This is a genomic window from Verrucosispora sp. NA02020 (genome assembly GCF_013364215.1).
GTDB lineage: Bacteria > Actinomycetota > Actinomycetes > Mycobacteriales > Micromonosporaceae > Micromonospora.
This window is the reverse complement of record NZ_CP054923.1, coordinates 2,406,468-2,422,307: the sequence shown is the minus strand read 5'-3', so window position 1 is coordinate 2,422,307 and position 15,840 is coordinate 2,406,468. Positions and strand designations below refer to the sequence as shown.

Below are 15,840 nucleotides of genomic sequence, written 5' to 3'. Positions count from 1 at the left end.
GTCCCGCCCCCTCAGTCCAGCCACATCCGCTGCAACATGTGCCAGTCTTGCGGATGCCGGGCGATGCCCGACGCGAGACCGTCGGCGATCCGCTGGGTCAGCGTACGGACCCGCTCGTCCAGCGAGCCCTCCGCCGGCCCCGGCAGCGGCAACGGCCCCTCGATCGAGGCGCACGCCGTATCCGCTTCGTACCACAGCGACGCCACGTACAGCGGGGCACCGGTGCGCAGCGCCAGCAGCGCCGGACCGGCCGGCATCCGACTCCGGCCGCCGAAGAAGTCCACCTCCACGCCCCGGGCGGAGAGGTCGCGGTCGGCCAGCAGCGGCACCACCGCACCGGCCTGGAGCCGGTCGGTCAGCACGTCGATGGGCTGACGGTCTCCCCCGGTGGTGGGCAGGATCTCCATGCCCAGGCCCTCCCGGAAGGCCACGAACCGCTCGAAGACCCCCTCCGGCTTGAGCCGCTCGGCGACGGTGGAGAGCGGCCACCCGTTGGCCGCCACCCAGGCACCGGCCAGGTCCCAGTTACCGGCGTGCGGCAGCGCGACCACCGCGCCCCGCCCGGCCGCCACGTCGGCGGCGAGCATCTCGGTGCCGTCCAGCCGGAAACCGGCGAGCACCTGCTCCCGGCTCAGCGACGGCAGCCGGAACACCTCCATCCAGTAGCGGGAGTACGACCGCAGGCCCGCCCGGACCAGCTCGTCCAGCTCCTGGTCGGGCAGCTCCGGACCGACCACCCGGCGCAGGTTGGCGCGCAGCCGGCTGGCACCCCTGCCCCGACGGCGGTGGGCCCGGTCCGCCACCGCGTCGAACGCCGCCGCCGCCACCGGCCGGGGCAGCACCCGGACCAGCCGCCAGCCGGCGACGAACCCGAGTTCGGTGAGGTTCACCTGAGCTGGGCCTGCCGGTAGACGTACCGCATCCGCTGGCCGACGGTGAACAGCGACACCGCCGCCAGCAGCCAGAGCGCGATCGGCAGCGCCGCCGGGTGGACCAGCGCGGCGAGCACGCCGCCGACGCCGACGATCAGCAGCCGCTCCGTACGCTCCGCGATGCCCACGTCGCCGCTCATCCCGAGCCCCTCGGCGCGGGCCTTGACGTACGAGACGAGACCCCCGGCGGCCAGGCAGATCAACGCGGCGGCCATGCCCCCGCGGTCCCCCTCCCCGGCCAGATAGAAGGCGACCGCGCCGAAGACGGCACTGTCGGCGACCCGGTCCATGCTGGAGTCGAGGAACGCGCCGAACTTGGTGGACCCGCCGCTCATCCGGGCCATCGTTCCGTCGAGCAGGTCGGTGAGCGCGAAGACCGTCACGATCAGCGCACCGGCGACCAGATGGCCGCGTGCACCGAAGCCGAGTGCGCCGATGAGCACTCCGACGGTGCCCGCGACGGTGACCGCGTTGGGGGACACGCCCGCGCGCAGCAGGCTGCGGGCGATCGGCTCGACGACGCGGGTCATCCCCGCGCGGGCCGACACTTGGAAGATCTTCGCCATGGCGGTCCCACGATAACGGTCGGCTCCCTGGCCGACGACACCGCCGGTCCGCGTGGCAAGGCTTGTGTCGGTCCGCCTGCGGGTGTGAGATCGAGCAGTAAGGTGACGCGGCTCACCCGACCACCCGTTGACTGCACGCTGCGGAGCGGTCCCCCGGAAGATATCGCCGCAGTACCCGCCCGGGCCGCGTCTCCGTCGCGCGCGGCGGTCGCCACCTACCACCACCGGTTGAGGGAGGTGCGCCCCGATGGCGCAGAAGAGTCACGACAAGGGGGCCGCCGGCGGTGTGCCGGCGGTGACCGACCCCGCCAGGATCCGCAACGTGGTGCTCGTCGGGCACTCCGGGGCGGGCAAGACGACGCTTGTCGAGGCGTTGCTCGCCGCCAGCGGCACGATCGACCGGCCGGGTTCGATCGCCGACGGGACGACCGTCTGCGACCACGACCCCGCCGCCGTACGCCAGCAGCGCTCGGTGGCGCTCTCCTGCGCGCCGCTGCACCACGACGGGATCAAGGTCAACCTGCTGGACACGCCCGGCTACGCCGACTTCGTCGGCGAGTTGCGGGCCGGACTGCGGGCCGCCGACGCCGCCCTGTTCGTGGTCTCCGCCGTCGACGGCATGGACGCCGCCACCGCCGCGCTCTGGGAGGAGTGCGCCGCCGTCGACATGCCCCGTGCGGTGGCCGTCGCCCGCCTGGACCACCCGCGCGCCGACTTCGACGAGGCGGTGGCGCTGTGCCAGCGCGTCTTCGGCGACAACGTGGTCCCGCTCTACCTGCCGATGCTCGGTGACGACGGCGAGTCCACCGCCGGCCTGCTCGGGCTGATCACCCGACGGGTCTTCGACTACACCGCCGGCCTGCCCGCGCAGGTCCGCGAACCCGACCCGGAGCACCTGCCGGCGATCGCGGAGTCCCGCGACGAGCTGATCGAGGGGATCATCGCGGAGAGCGAGGACGAGACCCTGATGGACCGGTACCTCGGCGGCGAGGAGATCGATCCCGCCCTGCTGGTCGAGGACCTGGAGAAGGCCGTCGCCCGAGGTCACTTCTATCCGGTCGTGCCGGTCTGCGCGGCCACCGGCGTCGGGCTGGACGTCCTGCTGGAGGTGCTCACCGCCGGATTCCCGTCCCCGCCCGAGCACGACCTGCCGCCGGTCACCGGCGTCGACGGCTCGCCCCGCCCGCCGCTGACCTGCGACCCGGACGGTCCCCTGGTCGCCGAGGTGGTCAAGACGACCGTGGACCGGCACGTCGGGCGGGTCTGCGTGGTACGCGTCTTCTCCGGCACGCTGACTCCGGACCGTACCGTGCACATCGCCGGACACGGCCTGGCCGAACGCGGTCACCCGGACCACGACGCCGACGAGCGCGTCGCCCACCTCTACAGCCCGCTGGGCGCCACACTGCGCGAGGTCGGTGTCGCGGTGGCCGGTGACATCTGCGCGATCACCAAGTCCGGCAGCGCGGAGACCGGCGACACCATCTCGGCCAAGGACGACCCGCTGCTGATCGCCCCATGGGAGATGCCCGAGCCGCTGCTGCCGGTGGCCGTGGTCGCGAAGACCCGCTCGGACGAGGACGCGTTGGCCCGCAACCTGGCCCGGTTGGTGGCGGGTGACCCGACGATGCGGCTGGAACGCAACCCGGAGACCCACCAGGTGGTGCTCTGGTGCATGGGCGAGGCACACGCCGACGTGGTCCTGGACCGGTTGCGCGCCGGCGGGGTCGAGGTGGACACCGAACCGGTGCGGGTGCCGATGCGGGAGACCCTGACCGCACCGGCCCGTGGACACGGCCGGCACGTCAAACAGTCCGGCGGGCACGGCCAGTACGCGGTCTGCGACATCGAGGTGGAACCGCTGCCGCGCGGAGCCGGCTTCGATTTCGTCGACCGGGTCGTCGGCGGCGCCGTACCGCACCACTACGTCCCCTCGGTCGAGAAGGGCGTACGCGCCCAGATGGAACGCGGGCTGGTCGCCGGTCACCCGGTGGTGGACCTGCGGGTGACCCTGGTCGACGGCAAGGCACACAGCGTCGACTCCTCCGACGCGGCGTTCCAGACCGCCGGGGCGCTGGCCCTGCGCGACGCCGCCGAGCAGGGCGCACCGGTCGTGCTGGAGCCGATCGACGAGGTGACGGTCCGGGTCCCCGACGGCAACGTGGGCGCGGTGATGGGCGACCTCTCCGGTCGACGCGGCCGGGTGCTCGGCACCGAACCGGACCCGGACGCCGAGGGCCGCACCCTGGTACGCGCCGAGGTGCCCGCGACGGGTCTGCTCCGGTACGCGGTGGAGCTGCGCGCGATGACCGCCGGCACCGGCACCTTCCACCGCCGCTTCCTCCGCTTCGACTCCCACCCCACCCCCTGACACCACCACCGCCGCCGCACGCACGCCGCCGCACGCCCGCCGTCGTCGCGATCATGGACTTGTGGCTGTCCATTGGTCCGAATTTGGCCTTTTGGGAGCGCCACAACTCCATGATCGGCGCGAGGTGTGGTCAGGGACGGGCGATGGGGAGCATGGGGCTGGGCCAGTAGGGGCGGTCCACCTCACGCAGGGCGGCCGAGCGCAGGGCGGCGAGTCGGCGTTCGACCTCGGCGAAGTGATCCGGGCGCAGCGGACCGAGGGCCAGGGCGGCGGCGTTCTCCTCGACCTGGGCGACCGTACGGCACCCCGGAATCGGGATGGTGCGGTCGCTGCGGGCCCAGATCCAGCCCAGCGCGCCCTGCGCCAGGGTGCGCCCGTCGGCGGTCAGCGCCGCCCGCACGGCGTGCACCCGACGCAGCCACTCCGGCGCGGGCCGCCCACCCCGGAACCACTCCAGCCATCCCGAGGTCATCCCCCGGACGTCGTCGTGCGGCAGCGTCGAACAGTGGTGGTACTTGCCGGTGAGCAGCCCCATCCCCAGCGGCCCCCGGTTGACGCTGGCCAGGTCGTACTTGTCGCAGACCGCGAGCAGGTCGGGGGCGTCCCGGAGGACCGACAGGCTGTGCTGGACGACCGCGCCGTGCCGGGCGTCCTGACCGAGCGCGACGGCCCGGTCGACCCGGTCGGTGCTCCAGCCGTACGCCCGCACCAGCCCGTCGGTGACCAGGTCCTCCAGGACGCCGATCAACGCCTGCGCCGGGGCCACCGGCAGGTCGGCCAGGTGCAGTTGGTACAGGTCGATCCGATCGGTGCCGATACGGCGCAGCGAGTCCCGTACCGCCCGGTGCAGGTATGCCGGGGACGCGTCCCTGCCGGTTGCCTGCCGGGACCGCTCGTCGAACGTGTACCCCCACTTGGTGGCGATCACCGCCTCGTCGCGCCGGCGGCCCAGGGCCCGGCCGAGGAGCCGTTCACCGTGCCCGGCACCGTACGAGTCGGCGGTGTCGAAGAGGGTCACGCCGAGGTCGAGGGCGCGGCGGACCGCCCGGACGGACTCCTCGTCGTCGACCGCCCCCCAGCCGAGCGGGGTGTGTCCCTCGGACCAGGGGCCAGCGATCGCCCAGCAGCCCATGCCGAGGGCGCTGACCTCGATCCCGCTGCGCCCGAGCGTCCGCGTCGACTCCGCCACCGGCGCATCGTGCCATCTTCCGGACAGGGTTTGACAGACATCCAGCACGATCATCCGTACGGGGGACCGTCTCCCACGGATCACCCCTGATCGACCCGGATCCGCCCCGTTTCGTGCCCCACCCGGACGACCTGCGGATCGGCCCGGATCCGGTTTCCCTCCCCGCCCCCTTTGCTCTGCTCACCGATACGCATCGACTTCAGCGCGTAACCGTTGCGTGGGGTGGAGCAGAGCAAAGGCGGCGCAGCGGTAGCGGTCGGCGCACACCTCGCCGGACCCAGGGCGGAGGCGAGGCGCGGAGCCCAGGAGTGCCGGAGGCGCGGCGCGAGAGGCGCGGGTGAGGTCAGGTCGGCCAGGCGCGTACGAGCAGGTCCCGGGTGTCGCCGAGCAGTTGCGGCAACACCTTGGTCTGCCCGATCACCGGCATGAAGTTGGCGTCGCCGCCCCAACGAGGCACCACGTGCTGGTGCAGGTGGGCGGCGATGCCGGCGCCCGCCACCCCGCCCTGGTTCATCCCCAGGTTGAAGCCGTGCGCATTGCTGACCTTGCGGATCACCCGCATGGCGGCCTGGGTGAACGACGCCAGCTCGACCGTCTCCGGCTCGTCCAGGTCGGTGTAGTCGGCCACGTGGCGGTACGGGCAGACCAGCAGATGCCCCGGGTTGTACGGATAGAGGTTGAGCACCACGAAGACGTGCTCGCCCCGCGCCACGACCAGGCTCTCCTCCGCCGACCGGGCCGGCGCCAGGCAGAACGGGCAACCGGAGGGCTGCTCGTACCCGCCCTCGGGTCGGTCCTCGCCGGAGATGTAGGTCATCCGGTGGGGCGTCCAGAGCCGGTCCAGCCCGTCGGCCATGTCCCTGTCGCTGTGCTCGTCCGCTCCCCCAGTCACACCGGCGATCCTACGGCCCCGACGGGCGGGTGCCGAGCCTCGGCCCGGCACCCGTCGTGAGCGCAGAAGCGGCACGCGTCGTGATCAGTGGAGCGGCACGCGCTGTGATGTGAGGAAGGGTCCCCTGCTCTACCGCAGGCGTTAATAAGGTGCCCTTCCTTACATCTGGGCGGAGGGGCCGACGTTGGTGCGGGTGCGGACGACGTCGAGTACGTGGGAGACCGCCTCGTCCAGCGGCACCCCGTTGCGCTGCGAGCCGTCACGGTAGCGGAACGAGACGGTGCCGGCGGCCACGTCGTCGTCCCCCGCGATCACCATGAACGGGATCTTCTGCTGCTGGGCGGTGCGGATCTTCTTCTGCATCCGGTCGTCACCGGCGTCCACCTGGGCGCGGACGCCCTCGGCGCGCAGCGCGGCGACGAAGCCGTGCAGATAGTCGGCGTGGTCCTCACGGATCGGGATGCCGACCACCTGCACCGGGGCCAGCCAGGCCGGGAACGCCCCGGCGTAGTGCTCGGTGAGCACGCCGAAGAACCGCTCGATCGAGCCGAACAACGCCCGGTGGATCATGACCGGCCGCTGCCGGGTGCCGTCGGCGGCCTGGTACTCCAGACCGAAGCGCTCCGGCAGGTTGAAGTCGACCTGGATGGTGGACATCTGCCAGGTCCGGCCGATGGCGTCCTTGGCCTGCACGGAGATCTTGGGGCCGTAGAAGGCCGCGCCACCCGGGTCGGGCACCAGGTCCAGGCCGGACTCCTCGGCCGCCGACCGCAGCGCCTCGGTGGCCCGCTCCCAGTTCTCGTCGGTGCCGACCGACTTCTCCGGGTTGCGGGTGGACAGCTCCAGATAGAAGTCGTCCAGCCCGTAGTCGCGCAGGAGTTCGAGCACGAAGGCGAGCAGGGACTTCAGCTCCCCCGCCATCTGCTCCTCGGAGCAGAAGATGTGCGCGTCGTCCTGGGTCATGCCGCGCACCCGGGTCAGGCCGTGCACCACACCGGACTTCTCGTACCGGTAGACCGTGCCGAACTCGAACATCCGCAGCGGCAACTCGCGGTAGGAGCGACCACGGGACCGGAAGATCAGGTCGTGCATCGGGCAGTTCATCGGCTTGAGGTAGTAGCTGGCGCCGTCCACCTCCATGGGCGGGAACATGCCGTCGGCGTACCAGTCGAGGTGCCCGGAGACCTCGTAGAGGTGGCCCTTGGTGATGTGCGGGGTGTTGACGAAGTCGTACCCGGCCTGCTCGTGCTTGATCCGCGAGTAGTTCTCCATCTCGCGGCGGATGATGCCGCCCTTGGGGTGGAAGACCGCCAGGCCGGAGCCGAGCTCGTCGGGGAAGCTGAACAGGTCGAGGTCCGCGCCGAGCTTGCGGTGGTCGCGCCGGGCCGCCTCCTCCAGCAGCTTCAGGTACGCCTTGAGCGCGTCCCGGGTCGGCCACGCGGTGCCGTACACCCGCTGGAGCTGGGGGTTCTTCTCGCTACCCCGCCAGTACGCGGCGGCCGAGCGCATCAGCTTGAACGCGCCGATCAGCCGGGTGTTGGGCAGGTGCGGGCCCCGGCACAGGTCGGACCAGCAGACCTTGTCGGAGTCGGCGGCGAGGTTGTCGTAGATGGTCAGCTCGCCGCCGCCCACCTCCATCACCTCGGAGGAGTCCAGCCCCTCGCCCTTGACGTCGATGAGCTCCAGCTTGAACGGCTCGGCGGCCAGCTCGACCTTGGCCTCGTCGAGGCTGTCGAAGCGCCGCCGCCGGAACCGCTGTCCGGACTTGACGATCTCCTGCATCCGCTTCTCGACCTTGGCGAGGTCGTCCGGCTGGAAGGGCTTCTCCACCGCGAAGTCGTAGTAGAAGCCGTTCTCGATCGGCGGACCGATGCCGAGGCGGGCCTCGGGGAAGACGTCCTGCACCGCCTGGGCCAGCACGTGGGCGGTCGAGTGCCGCAGCACGTCGAGCCCGTCCGGCGAGTCCAGCGCGACCGGCTCGACGGCGGTCTCCTCGGCCGGACGCCAGTCCAGGTCGCGCAGGGTGCCCTGCGGGTCGCGGACCACCACGATCGCCTTCGGGCCGGTGGTGGGCAACCCGGCCGCCGCCACCGCGTCGGCCGCCGTGGTCCCGGCGGCGACGACGACGGGGTCGGCCACGGCGGGGGTACGGGGTGCGGACACGGGTGAACTCCTCGCAGCAGATGTGACGGAAAGGTGCCGGTGACGGCTCACCGCGATGGTATCGGTCGGCGTGGTGGCCACCGTCCCCGACACCGTAGGGGACGAATCCCGCCACCGTTGAACCTTTTCGGCCCGGGATCCGAACTACCAGGTGTGGCCGGAGCCGGTTCCGGCCACGTCGATGTGGAGGGGAACCCAGCATGGCGATGACGCGCGGCGGCAGCCGTCGACGCCGGGGCGCGCTGGTGGCCGCCCTGGCCACGGCCGGGGTACTGCTTTGGCCCGCGAGCACGGCGTGGGCCGACGGTGTGACGTTCACTCCGGCCGAGGCCCAGCAGGGCAACTCGGTCAAGCTCGAGTTCGTGGTGCCCGACGAGCGGCCCGGGGTCCGGACCGAACGGATCGAGATCCGGATGCCGGTGGAGACGCCGGTGGCCGAGGTGTATCCGCTCTCGGTGGAGGGCTGGGCACCCGCGATCACTCCCCGCAAACTGGACGTCCCGATCGCGGGCATGCACGGCCCGGCGACCGACGTGGTGACCGCCGCGTTGACCTGGACCCGGGCCTCGGGGCCGGCGGCGCAGGGACCGGCCCGGCTGGTGTTCTCGATGGCGCCGCTGCCGCAGACCGAGCAGGTGCAGTTCGCGCTGACCCAGACCTACGCCGACGGCCTCCAGGTGCACTGGGGCAACGGTCCCGGCCAGCGTCCGCTGCCCGCGCTGACCCTCACCCCGGGCGACCCGGCGTACCCGGGTGCCGCCCACGGCGCTCACGGCGCGGCCCCCGGCGGGGCCGCGCCGGGCGATCCCGCGCCGGCCGCCGCCACGCCCGACGAGGGCCCGAACGCCAACAGCCTGCTCGCCGCCGGCCTGGTCGCCGGTCTCGGCGGCGGCGCGGTGATCGGCTGGCTGATCAGTCGACGCCGCCGCCGCACCGCCGAGGAGATCGACCGGTCGGTCCTCGACGAGCAGCCCACCGCCGAGCCGACGGCCGACGCGGACCCGGCGCAGCGCCGCGACGACGAGGTGGTCGAGGCCGGCGCGAACCGCTGAGGGTCGGCCTCGTCGTCGTACCAGCTTGGCGCGTTGTCGGGTGGGCCGCAACGACGTACCGCGCCACTCCGAGTACCGTTCTGGCGTGGCCACCGTCCTGCTGGTCGAAGACGATCACGTCGTACGCGGCGCGATGCTTCGTTCCCTCACCGACCGGGGCCACGCTGTGCACGCGGTCGGCACCGCGCTGGACGCGCTGCGCCGGGTGGCCGCCGAGACCCCCGATCTGGTCGTGCTCGACCTGGGCCTGCCGGACCTGGACGGGTCGGACGCGCTGCGGATGCTGCGCGGCATCACCGACGTACCGATCATCATCGCCACCGCCCGCGACGACGAGCAGTCCGTGGTGAAGCTGCTGCGGGCCGGCGCCGACGACTACATGGTCAAACCGTTCACCGGCGCGCACCTGGACGCGCGGATCACCACCGTGCTGCGCCGGGTCGGCCGCGCCAGTCGCGGCGTGGCACCGGCCGTGCACAGCGTCGGCGGGCTCCGGGTCGACGTCGGTGAACGCAGCGCCCTCCTGGACGGTGAGGCGCTGGCGCTGACACGTAAGGAATTCGACCTGCTGGCCTATCTCGCCGCCCGACCTGGCCGGGTAGTGTCCCGGCGGGAACTCTTGGAGGAGGTATGGCGGCAGCCATCGGTCGGCGAGGACCAGACAATCGACGTGCACCTGTACTGGCTACGCCGCAAAATGGGCGAGTCCGCGGCGAAACCCCGCTACCTTCGCACCGTGCGGGGGGTGGGCTTCCGGCTGGTGGCGCCGGACTGAGGCGCTCGCTGGCGCTGCTGACCGGCGGCACCGGCATCCTGCTGGCACTGGCCTTCCTGATCCCGCTCGGCCTGACCCTGGGCGGCCAGGCCCGCGACGAGGCGATCGCCGACGCGGCCCGGCGCAGCGCGCTGGTCACCGGCGCGCTCGCGGTGAGTACCCAGCCGGTGCTGGTGGAGCGCGCGATCGAGGCGAGCGGCGTCGACCCGGCGACCCGCCCGGTGGTGCACGGTCTCGACGACGTGGACGCCGGGGCCGGACGCGCCGACGCAGGCCAGCTCGACCGGGCCCGCGCCGAGGGACGTTCACTGGTGGTCGACGTCGACGGCGGGGTGCTGCGGCTGGACCCGGTGGTGCTGGGCGACCGGACGGCCGTGGTGGAGGTCTTCGTCTCGGACGAGGCGCTCGGCGGTTCGGGCCGCTGGTGGCTGCTGGTCGGAGTGGCCGTCGCCCTGGTGGGTGCCGCCGTGCTGGTGGTGGACCGGCTCGCCGCCCGTACGGTCGACGCCACCCGGGGGCTGGTCAAGGCGGCCCGCGCGGTCAGCGACGGCGACCTGGGCGTACGCGTGGAGCCGAGCGGCCCGCGCGAGCTGGCCGAGGCCGGGCACGCGTTCAACCGGATGGCGGAGCGGTTCGTCGCGGCCCGCACCGAGGAGCGGGAGCTGGTGGCGGACCTGTCCCACCGGCTGCGGACCCCGCTGACCGTGCTCCGGCTCGACGCGGAGGCGCTGGAGTCCGACGACACCAGCGTGGACGCGTTCAGCCAGGCGGAGCTGGACCACCGACGCGGCATCCGGCGGATCCGGCAGGCGATCGTCACCCTGGAGGGTGAGATCGACGTGCTGATCAAGACCACCCGCAAGGCGGTGGCCACCGAGGCGGCACCGGCGATGTGCGACGTGAGCGAGGTGGTCCGGGACCGGATGGTGTTCTGGGCGGCCCTCGCCGGCGACCAGAACCGCCCGCACCGGGTGGTCGGCGCCCAGTTGCGGATCCCGGCGCCGGTGCCCCGGGCCGAGTTGGCCGCCGCGCTCGACGCGGTGATCGGCAACGTGTTCCGCTACACCCCGCAGGGCACCGCGTTCGAGGTGGCGGTGTCCCGCCGCGACGGGTACGTGGCCATCCGGATCGACGACGCCGGGCCGGGCATCGCCAACCCGGATCGCGCGCTGCGCCGGGGCACCAGCGACCAGGGCTCCACCGGCCTCGGGCTGGACATCGCCAAGCGGGTGGCGTTGCAGGCCAACGGTTCGGTGAGCATCGACCGGGCCCGACTCGGCGGCGCCAGCGTGGTGATGCTGCTCGCCGACCCGGAGGCGACGCCCCGGCAGGTCAGCCGGTTCGGCCTGGTGGGTCGGATGGCGCGGGAGGCGCGGGAGCAGAAGGGCAGCGGCCGGCGCTGGCCGAGGCAACGGCCCACCGACGGCTGACGACGGCACGAGCCGCCGGGTTGTGCGGCGGCACAAGTCTTCCTTAGATCCGAATTAACGACGTCCCATTGGCCCGGTACGGGTGTCAGGATCAGGTCCGAAACCAGCAGTTCCGCCGGCCTACCGCTCCCAGCGCACATCGGCCGGCGGAGCCGTGCGCGCGGCGGGAGACACGGTCCCCCCACACCTCCTCCCGTCGCGCGCACCTCGATGCCTCCGCCGGTCCCGACCGGGGTCGGCCGGGACCGGGGACGTCCCCACGGACCGCGCGGTCAGTCGCGCGCGGCGGCCAGGTAGGCGTCGATCTCCGCGATGATCCGCTGTTTGCCCGCCGGGTCGAGGAACGAGGCGGCCACCGCGTTGCGGGCCAACGCCGCCACCTGCTCCGGGCCGGCGTCGAGCAGTCGGGCGGCCACCGCGTACTCGTCGTCGAGGGTGGTGCCGAACATCGGCGGGTCGTCGGAGTTGATCGTCACCAGCAGCCCGGCCTCGACCAGCGTCGGCAACGGGTGCTCCTCGATGACGGCCACCGCCCGGGTCCGGACGTTGGAGGTCGGGCAGACCTCCATGGCGATCTGCCGCTCGGCGAGGTACGCCAGCAGTTCCGGGTCCTGTGCGGCGGAGATGCCGTGACCGATCCGCTCGGCGCCCAGCTCGCGCAGGGCGTCCCAGACGGTCTGCGGGCCCGTGGTCTCCCCCGCGTGCGGCACCGAGTGCAGCCCCGCCGCCCGGGCCTGGTCGAAGTAGGGCTTGAACTGCGGCCGGGGCACCCCGATCTCGGGGCCGCCCAGGCCGAAGCTGACCAGCCCGTCCGGGCGCTCGTCGAGGGCGATCCGCAGCGTCTCCTCGGCGGCCGGCAGGCCCGCCTCGCCGGGGATGTCGAAGCACCAGCGCAGCTCGATGCCGAAGTCGGCGGCGGCCCGCTTGCGGGCGTCCTCGATCGCCTCGCAGAACGCCGGTGCCGGGATGCCCCGGCTCACGTGCGAGTACGGCGTCACCGTCAACTCGGCGTAGCGCACCTGCTGGCGGGCCAACTCCCGGGCCACCTCGTGGGTGAGGATCCAGACGTCCTCCTGGTCGCGAACCAGGTCGACGACGCTCAGGTACAGCTCGACGAAGTGCGCGAAGTCGCGGAAGACGAAGTAGTCGGCGAGCAGTTGCGGGTCGGTGGGGACCGGCGTACGCCCCTCGTGGCGGGCGGCCAGCTCGGCGACGATCCGGGGCGAGGCGGAACCGACGTGGTGCACGTGCAGTTCGACCTTGGGCAGTCCGGCGATGAAGGTACGCAGATCGGTCACGTTTTCTCCTGGGCGATGACACCGGTACACCGGCGACGACGACGGTCCGTGCGCAGTCTTGCAGGCCGTCGGCGCGATCAGGGGGCGGCACGTCCAGCCGGGTCGGGCGCGCGGCCCGGCCTCGGCACGGACGCCAGGGGTCACTAGGCTCGGTCGCATGGAGCAACGCACCTTCCCCCGGATGGGCCGACAGGTCGGCGTGGTCGGGCTCGGCGCCTGGCAGCTCGGCGCCGACTGGGGCACGGTCACCGAGGACGACGCCATGGCGGTGCTGGACGCCGCGGTCGACGCCGGCATCACCTTCCTGGACACCGCCGACGTCTATGGCGACGGCCGCAGCGAGCAGCTCATCGGGCGGTACCTGGCGGCCCACCCGGACGCCGGGCTGACGGTGGCCACCAAGATGGGGCGTCGGGTGGCACAGACCCCCGATGCGTACATTCTGGACAATTTCCGTGACTGGACCGATCGTTCGCGGGCCAACCTCGGCGTCGACACGCTGGACCTGGTGCAGTTGCACTGCCCGCCGACGCCCGTGTTCGCCACCGACGCGGTCTTCGACGCCCTGGACACCCTCGTCGCAGAGAAGCGCATCGCCGCGTACGGCGTCAGCGTGGAGACCTGCGACGAGGCGCTCACCGCGATCGCCCGCCCGGGGGTGTCCAGCGTCCAGATCATCCTGAACGCGTTGCGCCACAAGCCGCTGGAGCAGGTGCTGCCGGCCGCCTCGGCCGCCGGGGTGGGCGTCATCGCCCGCGTACCGCTGGCCAGCGGGCTGCTCTCCGGCCGGTACGACGAGCGGACCACCTTCGCCGCCGACGACCACCGCTCCTTCAACCGGCACGGGGAGGCGTTCGACGTCGGCGAGACGTTCTCCGGCGTCGACTACACGCTCGGGCTGGAGGCGGTACGCCGACTCGCCCCGCTGGTCGGCGACGACCGGACGATGGCCCAGTTCGCCCTGCGGTGGGTGCTCGACCAGCACGGGGTCACCGTGGTCATCCCGGGCGCCCGCGACGCGGACCAGGCCCGGGGCAACGCCGTGGTGGCCGGTCAGCGGCCACTGTCGACGGACGAGCAGGCCGCCGTCGCCGCCGTCTACGACGAGCTGATCCGTCCGCAGGTGCACCAGCGATGGTGACCGGGGAGGTGGCCGGCGGCACGGGAAGCCCGGTGGCGCAGAACCCGGCCCCGCCGGAGCGGATGAGCGGCTGGTTCCGACTCACGCTCGGCCTGCTGGCCGTGGTGGTCGGGGCGGTCTGGACGGTGCAGGGCCTCGGGTACGTCGAGGACGGCCTGATGACCGATCAGCGGATCTGGGCCGTACTCGGTCCGCTGCTGGCCCTCGCTGGTGTGGCGCTGCTCTGGTGGGGCATGCGGGCCCGGACGCGGCGCTGACCGACGGATGCGGAAAGCCCCGCGTCCGTACGGAACGCGGGGCTTTTGCACCTGGGCGGGGACAGCCTCGCCATCTGGCGGCCGGCGGTCGCCGACCGGTGCGTCAGAGGGGGCGGACCTGCTCGGCCTGCGGACCCTTCTGGCCCTGGGCGATCTCGAACTCCACCCGCTGGTTCTCCTCCAGCGACCGGTAGCCGCTGGACTGGATGGCCGAGAAGTGGACGAACACGTCAGCACCCCCGCCGTCGACGGTGATGAAGCCGAAGCCCTTGTCAGCGTTGAACCACTTCACGGTTCCCTGCGCCATGTGTATCTCCTTCTAAAACTGGCGGCCGAGCACGCCGTGCGGCCGGTTGGCCGTTTTCGAGCAGCGGCGCCTGAGGCGGCCCCCAATGAAGGAGACTTCTCTCAACCCACGCCATCTCTCAACAGCGTGGAACAGCAAACCACGTACGCAAAAACTCTGCACAGCCTACCCGACGAAATTCTCCGACATGTGACCTGACGGATGCGAAAGATCCGCTGTGCGGCATGCGCGAGGTAGGGCAAAAGGCCCCCTCGACCGGGTTACGGACGAGGGGGCCGGGTCGGTCTCGGGCACGGCGAAGCTAGTCGGGCCAGCGGCCGGTCAACCGGCGTACGCCCACCGCGCCGCCACGGTCCACGGCCGCCCGGACGACGGAGAAGATGGCGCCCTGCAACGCCGCCGCCGCGAGGATCTCGCCCCAGTGGCGGTCCTCGTCGACGGGATCGGGGGCGTCACCGTCGCCGGCGGTCATCTTCCACACCTGCCGGAAGATGGCACCCGCGAGCGCACCCGCGGCGATGCCGGCCACGATGCCCACCGGCCGGTAGGCGACCTTGCTCAACCCCTTGCTCACCCACGCCTCCCTCGAATGATCATCAGCACCACGGCGGTCACGATCGCACCCGCCGCGAGGGCGACGAACGGCGCCGGACCGTGCCGTCCCCGCACCGGCGGATGGGTCAGCGCCGCCTGGCCACGGACCCGGGCGACGGTCAACGCCGCCTGCTCCCGGACCCGCTCGCGGGCCTGGTCCGCCGAGGACTTCAACCGCTTCTTGACGTCGGCCTTGGCGGCCAGCGCCTCCACCGTCTCGCCCAGCTCGACCCGGGTCCGCCGGATCTCCGCCCGCAGCGCGTCAGGGTCACCGGTCCCGTTGCCGTGCCCGTTGCGCGTCCCGTTGTGTGTCATGCCCGTCCCCTGTCCTTCACCGCCGCGCTGACCACGTCCACGTCGGCCCGCAGGCTCTGCACGGTCGCCTGCGGCACCGGCGGCACCGCCTGGCTGACCTGCTTCTTGCCGAGCAGCGCGAGGACGCCGGCGATCAGGAAGACGACCGCCGCCACGATGAGCGCGGCCGCCCACGCCGGTAGGACCAGGGCCAGCAGCAGGATCGCGGCGGTGATCAGCGCGCCGAGACCCAGGAAGGCCAGTGCGCCGCCGCCGGCCAGCAGGCCGACGCCGATACCCGCGTGCTTGCCCTTCTCTGTCAGCTCCGCACGGGCCAGCGCGAGCTCGTCCCGGACCAGGCGAGACACCTGCTCCGTCGCCCGCTGGACCAGCTCGGCGGTGGAGGGCTCGCTTCCGTTGTGGGATGTACGGACGTCAGCCACGTCAGCCATGCTGTCCCCCTCTCGTCGTCACCGCGCTGTATGCCCGAAGTAGCCGCCCGCCAATCCTGTCTGCGAAGAAGGAGCAGGGCGTCCCGCACGAGGTCCCCGGTACACGTTCCGTCAAACCTTCCCGGCC

At 72.5% G+C, this 15,840-nt stretch carries 16 protein-coding genes; 6 read left to right on the top strand and 10 right to left on the bottom strand.

Annotation, left to right across the window (positions count from 1 at the left end; all coding sequences use genetic code 11):
• Window positions 1-11: 11 nt before the first annotated feature.
• Window positions 12-890, bottom strand: a complete 879-nt coding sequence (locus tag HUT12_RS10620; RefSeq protein WP_176093265.1) for a phosphatidylinositol mannoside acyltransferase — start codon at window positions 888-890, stop codon at window positions 12-14.
• On the bottom strand, window positions 887-1,498 hold the full coding sequence (gene pgsA / locus HUT12_RS10615; RefSeq protein WP_131054800.1) for a phosphatidylinositol phosphate synthase: 612 nt from the start codon (window positions 1,496-1,498) through the stop codon (window positions 887-889). The genes HUT12_RS10620 and pgsA overlap by 4 nt, the downstream gene beginning before the upstream one ends.
• A gap of 247 nt (window positions 1,499-1,745) precedes the next feature.
• On the opposite strand from pgsA, the gene HUT12_RS10610 reads away from it, so the two are divergent.
• Window positions 1,746-3,869 carry an elongation factor G-like protein EF-G2 gene (locus tag HUT12_RS10610; protein WP_176093264.1) on the top strand — a complete coding sequence of 708 codons (2,124 nt, stop codon included), beginning with the start codon at window positions 1,746-1,748 and terminating at the stop codon, window positions 3,867-3,869.
• Window positions 3,870-3,999: 130 nt separating this feature from the next.
• On the opposite strand, the gene HUT12_RS10605 is transcribed toward HUT12_RS10610, so the two are convergent.
• The 3 genes from HUT12_RS10605 to thrS all read right to left on the bottom strand — a co-directional run bounded on the left by HUT12_RS10605 (window position 4,000) and on the right by thrS (window position 8,113).
• Window positions 4,000-5,058, bottom strand: coding sequence for an aldo/keto reductase (locus HUT12_RS10605; RefSeq protein ID WP_176093263.1), 1,059 nt, complete (start codon window positions 5,056-5,058; stop codon window positions 4,000-4,002).
• Between the two features lie 343 nt (window positions 5,059-5,401).
• Window positions 5,402-5,914, bottom strand: coding sequence for an HIT domain-containing protein (locus HUT12_RS10600; RefSeq protein ID WP_131054805.1), 513 nt, complete (start codon window positions 5,912-5,914; stop codon window positions 5,402-5,404).
• A gap of 195 nt (window positions 5,915-6,109) precedes the next feature.
• Window positions 6,110-8,113: a threonine--tRNA ligase gene (gene thrS / locus HUT12_RS10595; RefSeq protein ID WP_131054803.1), complete on the bottom strand. Its 2,004-nt coding sequence runs from the start codon at window positions 8,111-8,113 to the stop codon at window positions 6,110-6,112.
• Window positions 8,114-8,313: 200 nt separating this feature from the next.
• Between thrS and HUT12_RS10590 the strand changes: the two genes are divergently transcribed.
• From HUT12_RS10590 to HUT12_RS10580, 3 genes are all read left to right on the top strand, one after another.
• Window positions 8,314-9,165, top strand: coding sequence for a DUF1775 domain-containing protein (locus HUT12_RS10590; RefSeq protein ID WP_176093262.1), 852 nt, complete (start codon window positions 8,314-8,316; stop codon window positions 9,163-9,165).
• Between the two features lie 85 nt (window positions 9,166-9,250).
• Complete coding sequence (locus HUT12_RS10585) at window positions 9,251-9,940, top strand: response regulator transcription factor (protein ID WP_131054346.1); 690 nt, start codon at window positions 9,251-9,253, stop codon at window positions 9,938-9,940.
• Between the two features lie 35 nt (window positions 9,941-9,975).
• Window positions 9,976-11,370, top strand: coding sequence for a HAMP domain-containing sensor histidine kinase (locus HUT12_RS10580; RefSeq protein WP_176095727.1), 1,395 nt, complete (start codon window positions 9,976-9,978; stop codon window positions 11,368-11,370).
• A 272-nt stretch (window positions 11,371-11,642) separates the two neighbouring features.
• On the opposite strand, the gene HUT12_RS10575 is transcribed toward HUT12_RS10580, so the two are convergent.
• Window positions 11,643-12,668 carry an adenosine deaminase gene (locus HUT12_RS10575; RefSeq protein ID WP_131054347.1) on the bottom strand — a complete coding sequence of 342 codons (1,026 nt, stop codon included), beginning with the start codon at window positions 12,666-12,668 and terminating at the stop codon, window positions 11,643-11,645.
• A 157-nt stretch (window positions 12,669-12,825) separates the two neighbouring features.
• On the opposite strand from HUT12_RS10575, the gene HUT12_RS10570 reads away from it, so the two are divergent.
• Complete coding sequence (locus HUT12_RS10570) at window positions 12,826-13,809, top strand: aldo/keto reductase (protein ID WP_131054348.1); 984 nt, start codon at window positions 12,826-12,828, stop codon at window positions 13,807-13,809.
• A 62-nt stretch (window positions 13,810-13,871) separates the two neighbouring features.
• Entirely contained in the window at window positions 13,872-14,066 is a 195-nt protein-coding gene (locus HUT12_RS10565) for a hypothetical protein (protein ID WP_176095726.1), read from the top strand.
• Window positions 14,067-14,169: 103 nt separating this feature from the next.
• Here the strand turns inward: HUT12_RS10565 and HUT12_RS10560 are convergent, their stop codons facing one another.
• The 4 genes from HUT12_RS10560 to HUT12_RS10545 form a co-directional block, all read right to left on the bottom strand.
• Window positions 14,170-14,373 carry a cold-shock protein gene (locus HUT12_RS10560; RefSeq protein WP_067306996.1) on the bottom strand — a complete coding sequence of 68 codons (204 nt, stop codon included), beginning with the start codon at window positions 14,371-14,373 and terminating at the stop codon, window positions 14,170-14,172.
• 301 nt (window positions 14,374-14,674) lie between these two features.
• Complete coding sequence (locus tag HUT12_RS10555; protein WP_176093261.1) at window positions 14,675-14,947, bottom strand: DUF4235 domain-containing protein; 273 nt, start codon at window positions 14,945-14,947, stop codon at window positions 14,675-14,677.
• A complete protein-coding gene (locus HUT12_RS10550) occupies window positions 14,944-15,282 on the bottom strand; it encodes a DUF3618 domain-containing protein (RefSeq protein WP_131054350.1) in 339 nt (112 codons plus the stop codon). The genes HUT12_RS10555 and HUT12_RS10550 overlap by 4 nt, the downstream gene beginning before the upstream one ends.
• Window positions 15,279-15,713, bottom strand: a complete 435-nt coding sequence (locus HUT12_RS10545) for a phage holin family protein (protein WP_131054351.1) — start codon at window positions 15,711-15,713, stop codon at window positions 15,279-15,281. The genes HUT12_RS10550 and HUT12_RS10545 overlap by 4 nt, the downstream gene beginning before the upstream one ends.
• Window positions 15,714-15,840: the final 127 nt, after the last annotated feature.

Coding starts and splice junctions, on each gene's coding strand:
- pgsA (WP_131054800.1), bottom strand. CDS start 1,498: ATGGCGAAGATCTTCCAAGTGTCGGCCCGCGCGGGGATGACCCGCGTC.
- HUT12_RS10610 (WP_176093264.1), top strand. CDS start 1,746: ATGGCGCAGAAGAGTCACGACAAGGGGGCCGCCGGCGGTGTGCCGGCG.
- HUT12_RS10600 (WP_131054805.1), bottom strand. CDS start 5,914: ATGGCCGACGGGCTGGACCGGCTCTGGACGCCCCACCGGATGACCTAC.
- HUT12_RS10590 (WP_176093262.1), top strand. CDS start 8,314: ATGGCGATGACGCGCGGCGGCAGCCGTCGACGCCGGGGCGCGCTGGTG.
- HUT12_RS10570 (WP_131054348.1), top strand. CDS start 12,826: ATGGAGCAACGCACCTTCCCCCGGATGGGCCGACAGGTCGGCGTGGTC.
- HUT12_RS10565 (WP_176095726.1), top strand. CDS start 13,872: ATGAGCGGCTGGTTCCGACTCACGCTCGGCCTGCTGGCCGTGGTGGTC.
- HUT12_RS10560 (WP_067306996.1), bottom strand. CDS start 14,373: ATGGCGCAGGGAACCGTGAAGTGGTTCAACGCTGACAAGGGCTTCGGC.
- HUT12_RS10550 (WP_131054350.1), bottom strand. CDS start 15,282: ATGACACACAACGGGACGCGCAACGGGCACGGCAACGGGACCGGTGAC.
- HUT12_RS10545 (WP_131054351.1), bottom strand. CDS start 15,713: ATGGCTGACGTGGCTGACGTCCGTACATCCCACAACGGAAGCGAGCCC.